Genomic DNA, 12,812 nt, shown 5'->3' with positions numbered 1-12,812 from the left:
CATGCGCGCCACTCCGATCACCGTCGCCGCCCTCGCCGCGGCCCTTCTGCTGACCGCCTGCGACGACAACGGCGGTGACGGCGGCACAAGCAAGAACGGCACGAGCAAGAACGGCACGAGCCAAAGCAAGGCCGGTGACGCCTGCACGCTCGACGGCGTCGCCGTGCAGGTCGCGGCGAGCGCGGCCCCGGGCGCCGGGGACTCCGGCAACGTCACCGTCACGATCACCAACCGCGGCCCCAAGTGCACCCTGAACGGCTTCCCGGGTGTCGGCCTCCGTGCGGGCGGCGACTCCAGCACCGTCCCCGCCGACAAGGCCGCCAAGGCCCAGAAGCTGACCCTCGCCAAGGACGCGACCGCCTCCTTCACGATCGCCTACGTCCGGGGCGAGGCGGGCGGAAGCACGAGCCTCGCGGTGAAGACCGCGACGTTCACCCTGCCCGGCTCCAGCACCGCCCACAGCTTCAAGTGGTCCTACGGCGACGTCGCTCTCAAGGGCGGCGCGAGCACGCCGAACGCCTCGGTGACCGCCTTCCAGCAGGCCGGCGACTGACGCCCGCACCTCTCACGGAAGCCGTGGCCGGGCCCCTACCCGGGCCCGGTCCGCGGCCTGCGCGCCCTCGGTCCAGCCCGCGGCGTCGCTCACCCCGCGCAGACGGGACGTGGTCGTCTGCGGGAACATGCGGTCGGTGTGCGTGGTGACCGCGACCTCGCGGGAGGCCAGCACCGGGAGCAGGTCGTCGGTCACCTGCGTCTCGGCGGCCGCCGCCAGGCGCGTGCCTATCCGGTGGGCGTAGGCGGCGAGGAAGGACTGCCGGAAGGTCTTGGTGCGTCTGCGGCCGCCCGCCCGCTGGGCCGTCTCCGCCTTCGTCATGGCCGTCGTGGCCTGTACGAGGAGCGAGGTGTACAAGAGCTCGACCACTTCCAGGTCCGCCTCGAAGCCGACGACGGTGGAGAAGCCCAGTGGCTCGTTCCACACGGCCCGGCAGTGGTTCGCGGTGGCCACCGCGTCCAGCAGCACCGCCTTCGCCTGCTCGTACGGCGCCTCGACGCCGATCCGGCACGCTCCGGGGGCGTCGGGGGACGGCGCCCGGGCGGCGAGCAGCGCCTCGTCGATGCTGTGCCGGGCCATCAGCTCCTGCGCCTTGGCGGACAGTGCCTCCGCCTCCTGGGGGAAGCCGGTCGCCTCGGCCTTGGCGAGCAGCGCGCGGATGCGGGTGAGCATGCGCGACTCGGATCCGGGACCGCCGTCGGGACCGGGCCCGGGACCAGGCTGCCGCGTGGGCTCGTCGAGGGGTTCGAGGGCCGGCAGGCGCAGCAGCAGGCGGTACAGCTCCAGAACGGTGGTCGCGTGCGTGAAGCGGTCGGCGCGCGGTGGCGGGCCCCCGGTCTCGGCTTCGGCCGCTTCCGCGGTGAGTTCGTCCAGCTGCGCGGTCCAGCGGGGACCACGCGGGCGGTCGTCGGGGCTCTGCGCGCGGATCAACGCCGACGCCAGGCGTACGTGTACGTCCTCCAGCTCGCGCCGCACGATCCGGATGACGTCGGCGGGCTGCCAGCCGCGCCGCCATGCCGTCGCCACGAACTCCCGGCCGCGCTCGGCGAGTTCTTCGTCCGCTGCCGGGTGCGCGGCCAGCAGGGAGGCGCCCGTGTCGAGGGCGGTGTCGGTCTCGGCGTACAGGGCGGCCCGGAAGGCGCTTTCGACGGTGCTGGAGGCAGTGCTGCTCACTCGTCGATCGTGCCACGCGGCACTGACATTGATCCTGATACTCAGGTTCCGGTGGTCGTGGCTCCGGCACTGACTGACGCCCCGCTGGGCTGTCTTGCCGCTGTTCTGTCCGGCCGCCGGGCCTGACAGGTGAGCGTGGCCGACAGTGGCGTTCGCCCGGCCTGTCTGACGTCGCTCTCTTCCGGCTTCCGGACAGGTCTCACTCCGCGAGATCCGGGCAGCGTTCGGCGCGTGGCCTGCGCGATGTCCGTGCAGCAATCTGGGCTGAGGCCGCCGCCTGCGGAGGCCGTTGTCAGACCTCCCTGCGACACTCGCCAGCATGACCGATCGCTGGGCTCTCGCTCCGGCCGAGGACGGTGGCGTGGAGATCGCCCCCCTCGGTCCTGACGGGCTGCTCGCCGGACCGGTCCGCTGGGAGCCCGACCTCGCCACGGCCGTGCGGGTGCGGCCCGAAGCCGCGCGCTGGGTGTGGCGGTCCACCGCGGAGGTCTATCCGCGCCTGCTCGCCACGGGGGTGCGGGTGGAGCGGTGCTACGACATCGAGGACGCCGAGACCCTCCTGCTCGGCCACGAGGGGCGGTACGGGGAACCCCACTCGGCGGCCGCCGCCCTGGCCCGGCTGCGCGGCGGCCCCGTACCGCCCGACCCGCCGCAGCGCTCCGCCGAGCCCGGCGCGCAGTCCCCCCTGTTCGAACCGCAGACCGTCCATGTGCCGCTGCCGGACCTGGCCGAGGTGTACGCCGAGCAGCAGCGTCGGCACGACGCCACCGCGCACCCGGACCGGATGCGGCTGCTGACCGCGGCCGAGTCGGCGGGCATGCTGATCGCCGCCGAGATGAACCGGGCGGGACTGCCGTGGAGCGCCGACGTGCACCGCCGGCTGCTGCACGAGCTCCTCGGCGAGCGGTACGCGGGCGGTGGCGAGCCCCGCCGCCTCGCCGAACTGGCCGACGAGGTGTCCGCCGCCTTCGGGCGCCGCGTCCGGCCCGATCTGCCCGCCGACGTCATCAAGGCGTTCGCGCGGGCCGGGATCAAGGTCAGGTCGACCCGGCGCTGGGAGATCGAGTCCGTCGACCACCCGGCCGTGAAGCCGCTGCTCGAGTACAAGAAGCTGTACCGGATCTGGGTCGCCCACGGCTGGTCCTGGCTGCAGGACTGGGTGCGCGACGGCCGGTTCAGACCCGAGTTCCTCGCGGGCGGGACCGTCACCGGCAGGTGGGTCACCAATGGTGGGGGCGCGCTGCAGATCCCCAAGGTGATCCGGCGGGCCGCCGTCGCCGACCCCGGCTGGCGGCTCGTCGTCGCGGACGCCGATCAGATGGAGCCGCGTGTGCTCGCGGCCATCTCCCGCGACCCGGGGCTCATGGAAGTGGCCGGCCGCGAGACCGACCTCTACCAGGCCGTCTCCGACCGGGCCTTCTCCGGCGACCGAGCCCAGGCCAAACTCGCCGTGCTGGGCGCGGTCTACGGCCAGACCTCCGGCGACGGCCTGAAGAACCTCGCCGCGCTCAGACGCCGCTTCCCGAAGGCGGTGGCGTACGTCGACGACGCGGCGCGCGCGGGCGAGGAGGGACGGCTCGTGCGGACCTGGCTGGGGCGGACCTGTCCGCCCGCCGCCGGGGCGGGCGACGACGCGGCGGAGGAGGCGGGCATCCCTCAGGACGAACCGGCCGAGACCCCCGCCGGGACCGACTGGGTGCCGGGCTACGCCTCCACCAACGCCCGCGCCCGCGGCCGCTTCGCCCGCAACTTCGTCGTCCAGGGCAGCGCTGCCGACTGGGCCCTGCTGCTGCTCGCCGCACTGCGCCAGGCCTGCACGGGCATGGCGGCCGAGCTGGTCTTCTTCCAGCACGACGAGGTGATCGTGCACTGCCCCGAGCAGGAGGCGGAGGCAGTGGTGACGGCGATCCGGGAGGCGGCTGAGCTGGCGGGGCGGCTGACGTTCGGGGAGACGCCGGTACCTTTCCCGTTCACGACGGCGGTGGTGGAGTGCTATGCCGACGCGAAGTGAGGGGTGAGGGGTGAGGGGTGAGGGGTGAGCGGCGAGCGGTGAGGGGTGAGGGGTGAGGGGTGGGGGCCGGCCGGGGCGGGGGCCAGCGGGGGCCAGTGAGAGGCGGACTGGCAGGCTGCAGACAGCAGGAGTCGGCCCCGCAGACTGCGGGCGGCGGACCGGCGGACGACGGGCGGCGGCCGGCGGGGGCGCGGGGCAGTGAGCGTGCGGACGGCAGACGGCAGACGGAGGGAGTCGCCCCGGCAGGCGCCGCAGTCCGCAGGCCGCAGGCGCCGGCCCTGTAAAACGGCAGGCCGCAGGCCCGGCGAGCGGCAGGTGCCAGAGGGCAGGCCGCAGGCCCGGTCAGCGGCAGGTGCCAAAGGGCAGGTGGTGGGTCGGAGTTTGGGGGTCAGTCGGTGTCGGGCTCGGACAGTAGTTCCCTCAGTTCCGTCACCACCGTCTTCTCGTCCGTGCCGTCCAGGGCGTCGAGTGCCGCGCGCCACTCCTCGTACGCCTCCAGCGCGTGCCCCCGCTCACGCAGCAGGAGGCCGTACTGATGGCGCACGAGACCGCTCGTGTAGTGGTCGGCGCGGGCGTCCGCGCGGCGGAGCAGCTCGGCGCACTCGCCGCCGGCCCGGTCCGTACGGCCGAGCAGCCGCAGGGCGCGCACCAGCCCGAGCCGGGTCTGCGACTCCCCGTGCCAGTCGCAGTGTCCGCCCAGGATGCGCAGGCTCTCCTCGAAGTGCGGGACGGCGGCGGCCGGTTCGCCGAGGGTGAGGTGGGCGTACCCGATGTTGCAGTGCGCGGAGTGCTGCACGATCACGGCACCGATCTCGTGGCCGATGGCGAGCGAGCGCCGGTGCTGCTCGATCGCGGCCCGCGGATCGCTGTGCTCGTACAGGTTGCCGAGGTGGCTGTGGGTCACGGCCTCGCCGTGGGGGTCGTTCAACTGCCGTGAGTACTCCAGGCTCTGGCACAGGGCCCGCCCGGACTCCTCGTAGCGGCCGAGTCCTTCGAGCAGCAGGCCCCGGTTGTTGAGGCAGCGGCGCATCCAGGAGACGCGGTCGAGCCGCCGCCAGATCGCCAGTGCCCGGTCGTTGAGGTCGAGGGCCTCGCTCTGCTGCCCGGTCAGGAAGTGCAGGCCGGCCAGGTCCCCCAGCGCGTACGCCTCGGCGGCCTCGTCACCGAGGCGGCGCGCCACGCTCAGAGCGGCCCGGCCGAGCACCTCCATCTCGGCGACACGGCCACTGCGCTGCACGTACGGGAAGAAGAGGCGGATCAGCACCGAGATGCGGGCGGCCCTCAGGTCGTCGGCGTCATCCGCGTGCCGCTCGACCAGCGTGACGACGTTCCCCAGCTCCATGTCGCCCCAGGCGAAGGCCTGTCCGGAGGATTCGAAGTCGGGCAGGGCGGCCACCTGCGCCGCATGGTCCGGCGGCTGGGCCGCGGTCGGGCGGCGGCGGTCGTCCAGGTCGAGGCCCGGTTCGACGAGCGCGGCGAGGGCGAGTTCGGCGGCGGCTGCGTACCAGGGCAGGGCGGAGTCGACGGCGTCGGTCTCGTCGGCGGCGAGTTCGCGGGCGAAGTCGCGCACCAGGTCGTGAGGGGCGTAGCGGCCGTACGCCGTCTCCTCCAGGAGGGCCACGTCGACGAGCCGGTCCAACGCGGCCTCGGCGCGGCGCGCGTCGATGCCGACGAGGTGGGCGAGCAGGGGCGCGCCGTACGCGGGCAGATCCAGGGCGCCGATGCCGCGCAGCACGAGGGCGGCATCCTGGTCGGCCTCCCGCCCCGAGGCAGCGAGCGCGTCGTGCGCGACGGCCAGGGAGCGGCGGACGCTCAGGTCGTCGTACTCCAGATGATGCAACCGCCCCTCGGTGGCGGCCAGTTGACCGGCGAGTACGTCAGGGGTGAGGGCGCGGCGGGCGGCGAGGCGGGCCGCGACGATGCGCAGGGCGAGCGGGAGGCGGCCGGCGAGTTCGACGAGGGGGTGGGCCGCGTCGAGGGCACTGCGGCCGGAGACCGCCCGCAGCAGCGCGGCGCTCTCCTCGTCGCTCAGGGGGGTGAGCGGGAAGCGGCGGGCGCCGTCGAGGGCGGTCAGCGGCGAACGGCTGGTGACGATCACGGCGCACCCGGCGCCGGCCGGCAGCAGCGGCCGCACCTGCGCGGCGTTCGCGGCGTCGTCCAGGACCAGCAGCGTGCGGGTCGGCGCGAGCAGCGAGCGCAGCAACGCGGCGGCCGCGTCCGGGTGTTCGGGGATACGGCGGGGCTCCGTGCCGAGGTCGCGGAGCAGGGCGGTGAGCGCCTGTGCGGAGGTGAGCGGGGTCATGCCGGGGGTGGCGCCGTGCAGATTGACGTACAGCTGACCGTCGGGGAAACGTTCCCGCAGCTGATGGGAGACGTGCAGGGCGAGGGCGCTCTTGCCTACGCCGGCCATGCCGCTGATGACGGTGAGGGCGTGGCTGCGCCGGTCGAGCAGGGCCCGGTGCAGGTCTGTCTGTTCGGGTGCGCGGCCGGTGAAGTGAGGTGGGGGCGGGGGGAGTTGGGCCGGTGCGGGTGGTGTGGGGGGCGGCACCCGGCCTTCGACCAGATGCGGGGGCGCACCCGCACCACCCGTACCGCTTTCGTCGTGGGGTGCGGTGGGCCGCGGTGGGCGTTGCCCTTCGCCTGCGCCTGCCGGGTCGCCGGCGCCTTTCAGTACCTCCGTATGCGCCTCGCGTACCGCCGCGCCGGGTTCTACGCCCAGTTCCTCCACCAGGCGGGCGCGCAGGTCGCGGTGGACGGCGAGGGCCTCGGCCTGCCGGCCGGTGCGGTGCAGGGCGAGCATCAGCTGGCGGTGGTAGGCCTCCCGCAGCGGATGCTCGGCGGCCAGCGCGGCCAGCTCCGGTACGAGTACGTCCAGTCGGGGGCAGCCGGCGGCCAGCGCGGCGTCGTGGCGCCACTCCAGAAGCAGCAGCCGCGCCTCCTGCAGACGCTGGACGAAGGCGTATCCGCCCAGCGCGGTGGGGAGCCCGCTCAGCGGGGTGCCGCGCCACAGCGCGAGCGCGGACCCGCACTCGCGCACGGCCCGCTCCCAGTTGCGGGCGGCGTGCGCACCGCGTGCCGCCACGACATGACGTTCGAACACATGGACGTCCAGCTCGCCCTGTTCGACCCTCAGCACATATCCGGGCGGCACGGCGCGCAGCCGCTCGGGGTCGTCCAGCAGCCGTCGCAGCCGGGCCACGTGGTTGTGCAGCGAGGCCTGTGCGGAGGCGGGCGGCGCTCCGCCCCACAGCGCGTCCTTGAGCGTCTCGACGGAGACAACGCGGCCCGCTTCGAGGAGCAGGGCGGCAAGGAGGGTACGGACCTTGGGGCTGCCGATCGCGTTGACACCGGCCTCGTCGTCGGTGCCGGACACCTCCGGGGCGCTCTGGACGTCGTACAGAACCGGCGGTCCCAGCAGTCCGAAGCGCAGCTCGTGCCGCCTCACGCCGTCCACTGCCTTTCCGACTTCTTGGCGGATTTCCGCCCTCGTCACAACGGTTTCCCGCCACCCTTTGCCCGGCGGCCTCTGCTCGAATCCGCCGCGGCTGCGGCGTTCGGCGCCGGCGGCAGGCGGCTTCCCGCCAATCGGCCGGCGCCTGACCGCAGACCCGTTGGCCACATGTTAGCGATCCGTTGGCAGGGCCTGATGTGATCACCTCATCGGATCTGGCCCGGGGGTGCGCGCGTAGAACGCGTAACTCGGGGGAGTGTCGCTGCCGCGGCCGGATCCGGGGGACACGAGAGGGTCCCGGTCGGCGGAGGTGAACGACCGGGCCCCTCGTCCTGCCTTCAGAGTTGGGGGTTGAGGAACATCGGAACGAAAACCGGCGCTAAGCCTCCCGCGTACCTGAGAGCGCTTTGACCTGGACTTCTTCGAGGGCGGAGCCTTCAGCAGTCGTGTTGATCATTGACTGTGTGGAGGTCCGGGGTGCCGGTCGAGTTTCTGACGGATGCACAAGCCGCCGCGTACGCGGCGTACGACGGGGCGCCGTCCCGTACTGAGTTGGAGCGGTTCTTCTTCCTGGACGACGCGGACCGGGAGCTGATCGAGGGCAAGCGGCGGTCCCACAACCGGCTGGGCTTCGCGGCCCAGCTCACGACCGCGCGCTATCTCGGGGTGTTCCTGGACGACCCGACCGGCGTTCCGCCGGAGGTCGTCGACTACCTTGCCGAGCAGCTCGGCATCGCGGGGACCGGCAGGCCCTCCGGGGTGGCGCCGATGGAGCGGGCCGGGATCAGGCCGGCGACCGCGATCGCCAAGTCCCTGCACATCCTGCGTCTGGCCGACGAGCCCGGCTACCGCCGCCAGATCAAGGCGCAGGCCAACCTCCAGGAGGGCCGCCACGCCCTCGCCCGGAAGATCTTCCACGGCCGCTCGGGGCAGCTCTACCAGCGCTACCAGGACGGCATGGAGGACCAGCTCGGCGCGCTCGGCCTGGTCCTCAACGCCGTCGTCCTGTTCAACACCCGGTACATGGACGCCACGGTCAGCCAGCTGCGAGCGGACGGGTTCGACGTCCGCGACGAGGACGTCGCCCGCCTCTCGCCGTTCGTGCGGCAGCACATCAACATGCTGGGCCGGTACTCGTTCAAGCTGCCCGAGCTGCCCGGCGGGATGCGCCCGCTGCGCGACCCGGACGCCACCGACGAGGAATGACCGGCCCTGGCCTGCGCCGCCGGGTGGGAGGACCCGCAATCTCCAGAAGCGGGACATCGGTCAGGATGATCAGGCCGCCTGCGCCAAAGTAAGGGCTGACGTTGCGCCGGTCGGCAGGGCGGCCCTTGCAGCGGTGAGCCGCCTGGTCATCAGGGTGATGGCGGCCCAGGTGATGAGGGTTTTGCTCATCCCGGGCCGTCCTCCCGCGGCTACGGCTCGGTTACGGCTTTCCGACGCCTTGGTGGCGTGGTGGCGAGCGGGTCATCGGCCTTGGGGACCAACGGAACAGCCAGTATCGGTGAGAACAATCATGGTCGGTTGGCTCACTGGCTATCCAGCGGCTGCGGGCACGGTCACGCGGTCGCGTCCTGCTCGGCTTCGGCGAAGGCCCGGTACAGCGAGGCGACCGACGGCGCCTTGCCCGCGTTCTTGCCTGTCTTGATGGTGAGCTTGCCCGCGATCTCGGGTACGGAGACGCCCTTGTCCTTCAGGGCGAGGGCGAAGGTGAGCATGTCGTCGTCGATGACCTTGGGCCGTCCTCCGTGGTTGCCCTTCTTCGCGGCCGAGACCTGGCCCTCCAGGGTCTTCTCCCGGGCTGGTCAGGAGGTGGTGGGCCCGGGGCGTGCGAGTCGGAGCGGAGCCGACCGGTGGCCTGGGTGCGGGAGATGAGTTCGAGGAAGTCGTTGTACGCCTCGGCCCGGCGAGCTCTTATGACGTGACTTCGCCATGAGCATCGGCAGGCTGGCTCCGGCCTCGCCGAGGTGGGTGAGACCGGAATGCCCGATGCCGTACGACCGGAGGGTGTTGCCGTTGCCGAGCGAGTCGAGGAAGACGTCGGCCGCCGTGCGGACGGTCGACACCTTCCCGGCGGGCAGACGCACAACCGCGGGCACGGGCCCCAGGTCGGCCAGGAAGGTTTCGAGTGCGGGGCGGAGGGGCGGTGTTCGCGTGCTGCGGCGCAGCCCGGCGATCAGGCCGCGGTTCTCCGCCAGCGCATCGGTGAGCGCCTTCCTGGCCACCGCGAGATGGGCGGCGGCACCCGCCGGGTCGTCCTCGCCTAGCTCGATGCGGTGCAGGGCCACGGCCAGCGTGCTGCCGAGCTCGTCGTGCAGCCGGCGGGCCAGTCGGCGGGACTCGCTCCAGCCGTCGTCGCCGCGCCAGAAGGCAACTCCGGTGGCTCGCAGCGCGTCCGCGAGCTCCTGGACGGCCGCCAGCGTGCGGCGCGGCGCCGTGTCACCGGAGCGGGTGGCGCACTCCATCATCTCGATCAGCACACACTCGTACAACAGGCCCACCGCAGCCACGAGGTGATGGGGCGCAACCTCGGCCGCGGGCGGCAGGAAGGGGCGTACCGGCCCGGACGGCGTGTCACACCGCCCGGCGTGCACCAGCACGCGCCGAGCGAAGGAGACGAGCGCCGAGGTCAGGGCGGGCCGTTCGCGGTCGGGTGGAGGCAGTACCGCCGGGAGGGCCAGCCGGAACCGGCGCAGGGCCTCCTCCCGCTCGGCCTCCAGCAGCACGGGGGGGGCGGCTCGGCCCGGCGACCGGCGCGTGCGGCTGTGGCCGGCGGTGCGGTGCAGGGCCCGGCCGCGGACCGCGGCATCGACGGCCGTGAGTCGGCGGCTCGCCGCGTCGCTCGGATCAGTCCCTCGTGCAGGGCCTCGGCGAAGACGGCTCCGGCCACGGTCTGCGGTCTCCCGTACAACGGCCGTATCGGGGCTGTCGGGTCGTCCATCGGATACCTCCCCCTCGGATACCAGACCGTTCGGCGGTGACAAACAGACAAGTCTGTTTGTCAATTGCCTCTTCGATCACTCGTACCCCGGGGTCGGGCCCTTGGGTCGGGCTCCACCATCCGCACGCACCCCCCTCCTCCAGCCTCTATCGACAGCGGCGCCCGCCGCATCGGACCGCCCGCCCTCGCCAGGAAGGACACGCATCCACCGATGCGGAGGCGAGCTGCGCAGACCCGCCAGGCCATCCTCCGCGCCACTGCCGAGCTGATCGCAGACGGCGGGCCGGGCGAGGCCGGGCGAGGCCGGGCTGGTCAGTATCTGCCGTGGCGCGCGGGTGAGCAGGGGAGCCCTCTACCGTCACTTCGCCACGAAGGAGGCCGTGCTGGTCGCCGTACACGACCAGGCGCGCCGGGAGGCCACCGCGCTGATCGACGCGGCCTTCACCGCCGCCCTGAGCGACCAGCTCGAAACGGCCGCCTTCACGGCGCTGTCCCGCTTCGGCTCCGCGCTCGGCCTGGCCCTGAGCGAGGACCCCACGGTGCGAGCCGGTCTGCAGCTGGATCCCGACGGCTCCGGCGACCCGGCCCGCCGACTGCTGCAGGAGGTGCTGAACACGGTCCACCGCAGGGTGGGCGGACTACTGCCGCCGGTCGCCCCGGGCACCCCGGCACCCCGGGCACCCCGGGCACCCCGGGCACCCCGGGCACCCCGGGGCCCGAGGGGCGGGACCTGGCCGACCTCTCCATGGCGGTCGCGGCCGGCCTGGAGTCGCTGGGGCACACGGACGCGACCTGGTGGTCGCCCGCCACGTCCGACCGCATCTGGCGGACCCTGCGTCCGCTCTTCGTCCACCCGGCCGCCGCCGGCACCGCCACGTCCCGGGACCCCGACGAGTGACAGGAGGCCGGGCCACCTCCCGTTGCCTCGACGCCCCTACTCCCCTGCGTCGCCCTCCGCGCCCGCCCCCGACGGCGGCAGTGTCGTCCGCAGTCGCGCGAGCATGCCCGGGGTGGCGATGCCCGGCAGCAGCAGCCGCCACATCGTCGACACCCGCTCCAACAGGTCCTGGCGCCCGCAGTAGACCTGCGACATCAACTGAACGCCGGTGAACGCGGCCACGACGAACTGCGTGACCTCGTCCAGGTCCACGCCCGGCAGCATCTCGCCCTGCCGCTCGGCCCCTTCGAGTAGGCCGCGGATGGCGTTGGCCGACTGCTGGTACGGCGTCACGCCCGGGTGGGGGAACGAGGTCTGCTCGACGGTCAGCCGCACGCTCGCCCGCAGCACCGGATCGGTCCGCAGCCGGCGGGCGAACTCCAGCGTGAGGTCCACCACCGCCTGCATCTTCATCGGTTGCTCCGGGACCACCAGAGCCTCGCTCTGCGCCGTCACCAGGGCCGCGGCGATCGCCTCCTTGGAGGGGAAGTGGTGGTAGAGCGCGCCCCTGGTCAGCCCGCTGCGCGTCAGGATCTCGGTCGTGCTCGCCGCGTCGTAGCCCCGCTCGTCGAAGACGCTTGCGGCCGCCTCCAGGATCGAACGCTTCGACCTCTCACCCCGGCGCTGAACAGCCATCCCATCCCTCAAGTTCTCTTGGATATTGCGTCACCGATGAAGAACCGAACCGACTTGTCTGTATCTTAGCGGTCAGCAACGTGATGCTGGCCAGCGCAGGGGGACTTTGCACCGGAGCGGTCGTCCGCCCTGCCCGCAGAGAGGTGTCTTTGCATGTCGCGCACTATCACCACTGTTGTTCCTGATCAGCGCACCACCGGGAGCACTCGGCTCACCACCACGGTGCCCAGCGAGTACGTGCACCGCGCCGCCGTGTCCGAGGTGTTCCTCACCCGCTGGGAAGCAGACAGCGCCGACTGCTTCTCCGTCACGGCTCAGTGGCCGCGCGGCCATGCGCTGTTCGTCCCCGCCGGCGGCTACCAGGACCCGCTCCTGCTGGTGGAGTCTGTTCGCCAGACCGGGGCACTGCTCGCACACGCCGAGTACGGCGTCCCCTTCGGTCACCAGTTCCTGATGTGGAACATGTCGTTCTTCGCGGACCCCGAGGGGCTCGCGGCCGGGCCGACGCCGACCGAGGTCGTGCTGCGAGCCGAGTGCCACGACATCGTCCGCCGGGGCGGGAAACTGGCGAACCTGGGGTACCGCGTGACGGTGGAACGCGACGGCTTGCCGCTCGCGGTGGCGGCCGCCGCCTTCAGCTGCACCAGCCCGTCCGTCTACCGGCGGCTGCGCGGCGACCGGCAGATCCGCTCGAGCCTGCCGGTGCCGATCGGCATAGCGCCGGAGACCGTCGGCAGGGCCGCCTCGCGCGACGTCGTCCTGGCCGCCGTCGACCCGCGCACCCCACGCCGCTGGCAGCTGCGGGTGGACACCGCGCACCCGATCTTCTTCGACCACCCGGTCGACCATGTGCCCGGCATGGTGCTTCTGGAGTCGGCCCGGCAGGCCGCGCACGCCTCGACCGGGCTGTGCGACGCCGTAGCCGTCGGACTCGACAGCTCCTTCGCGCGCTACGCCGAACTCGACGCGCCCTGCTGGATAGAGGCAGAGCCCGGCCGACCGGACATCCACGGCCGGATACCGACGACCGTGCGCGGCACACAGCGTGGCGCGACGGTCTTCACAGCCACCGTGACCCTGTGCCCGCGCCGGGCCCTGTGAGGAGTCGAA

At 72.9% G+C, this 12,812-nt stretch carries 11 protein-coding genes; 5 read left to right on the top strand and 6 right to left on the bottom strand.

The genetic code is table 11. The features are described 5' to 3' along the window. Window position 1: 1 nt before the first annotated feature. Window positions 2–553 carry a DUF4232 domain-containing protein gene (locus OOK07_RS24260; RefSeq protein WP_266798453.1) on the top strand — a complete coding sequence of 184 codons (552 nt, stop codon included), beginning with the start codon at window positions 2–4 and terminating at the stop codon, window positions 551–553. A gap of 12 nt (window positions 554–565) precedes the next feature. On the opposite strand, the gene OOK07_RS24255 is transcribed toward OOK07_RS24260, so the two are convergent. After that, entirely contained in the window at window positions 566–1,726 is a 1,161-nt protein-coding gene (locus OOK07_RS24255; RefSeq protein WP_266798451.1) for a DUF2786 domain-containing protein, read from the bottom strand. Between the two features lie 319 nt (window positions 1,727–2,045). On the opposite strand from OOK07_RS24255, the gene OOK07_RS24250 reads away from it, so the two are divergent. Then, window positions 2,046–3,737 carry a bifunctional 3'-5' exonuclease/DNA polymerase gene (locus tag OOK07_RS24250; RefSeq protein ID WP_266798449.1) on the top strand — a complete coding sequence of 564 codons (1,692 nt, stop codon included), beginning with the start codon at window positions 2,046–2,048 and terminating at the stop codon, window positions 3,735–3,737. A gap of 388 nt (window positions 3,738–4,125) precedes the next feature. Here OOK07_RS24250 and OOK07_RS24245 read toward each other — a convergent pair whose 3' ends face one another. Then, entirely contained in the window at window positions 4,126–7,182 is a 3,057-nt protein-coding gene (locus OOK07_RS24245; protein ID WP_266802015.1) for an AfsR/SARP family transcriptional regulator, read from the bottom strand. Between the two features lie 483 nt (window positions 7,183–7,665). Here OOK07_RS24245 and OOK07_RS24240 point away from each other — a divergent pair, with 483 nt between their 5' ends. Next, a complete protein-coding gene (locus OOK07_RS24240) occupies window positions 7,666–8,394 on the top strand; it encodes a Tn3 family transposase (protein ID WP_266798447.1) in 729 nt (242 codons plus the stop codon). Window positions 8,395–8,747: 353 nt separating this feature from the next. On the opposite strand, the gene OOK07_RS24235 is transcribed toward OOK07_RS24240, so the two are convergent. From OOK07_RS24235 to OOK07_RS24225, 3 genes are all read right to left on the bottom strand, one after another. Continuing rightward, window positions 8,748–8,906, bottom strand: coding sequence for a hypothetical protein (locus OOK07_RS24235; RefSeq protein WP_266798445.1), 159 nt, complete (start codon window positions 8,904–8,906; stop codon window positions 8,748–8,750). An 87-nt stretch (window positions 8,907–8,993) separates the two neighbouring features. Beyond that, window positions 8,994–9,914, bottom strand: coding sequence for a histidine kinase (locus OOK07_RS24230; RefSeq protein ID WP_266798443.1), 921 nt, complete (start codon window positions 9,912–9,914; stop codon window positions 8,994–8,996). 573 nt (window positions 9,915–10,487) lie between these two features. Next, window positions 10,488–10,667: a hypothetical protein gene (locus OOK07_RS24225; RefSeq protein WP_266798441.1), complete on the bottom strand. Its 180-nt coding sequence runs from the start codon at window positions 10,665–10,667 to the stop codon at window positions 10,488–10,490. Window positions 10,668–10,874: 207 nt separating this feature from the next. Between OOK07_RS24225 and OOK07_RS24220 the strand changes: the two genes are divergently transcribed. Next, window positions 10,875–11,027, top strand: coding sequence for a hypothetical protein (locus tag OOK07_RS24220; RefSeq protein ID WP_266798439.1), 153 nt, complete (start codon window positions 10,875–10,877; stop codon window positions 11,025–11,027). Window positions 11,028–11,063: 36 nt separating this feature from the next. On the opposite strand, the gene OOK07_RS24215 is transcribed toward OOK07_RS24220, so the two are convergent. Continuing rightward, complete coding sequence (locus OOK07_RS24215; RefSeq protein ID WP_266798437.1) at window positions 11,064–11,702, bottom strand: ScbR family autoregulator-binding transcription factor; 639 nt, start codon at window positions 11,700–11,702, stop codon at window positions 11,064–11,066. Window positions 11,703–11,855: 153 nt separating this feature from the next. On the opposite strand from OOK07_RS24215, the gene OOK07_RS24210 reads away from it, so the two are divergent. Further along, complete coding sequence (locus OOK07_RS24210) at window positions 11,856–12,803, top strand: ScbA/BarX family gamma-butyrolactone biosynthesis protein (protein ID WP_266798435.1); 948 nt, start codon at window positions 11,856–11,858, stop codon at window positions 12,801–12,803. The last annotated feature ends 9 nt before the right edge of the window (window positions 12,804–12,812 follow it).

The organism is Streptomyces sp. NBC_00078, assembly GCF_026343335.1.
Lineage (GTDB): Bacteria > Actinomycetota > Actinomycetes > Streptomycetales > Streptomycetaceae > Streptomyces.
Note: the sequence above shows the minus strand (reverse complement) of the source record. Positions and strands in the feature narration are given on the sequence as shown.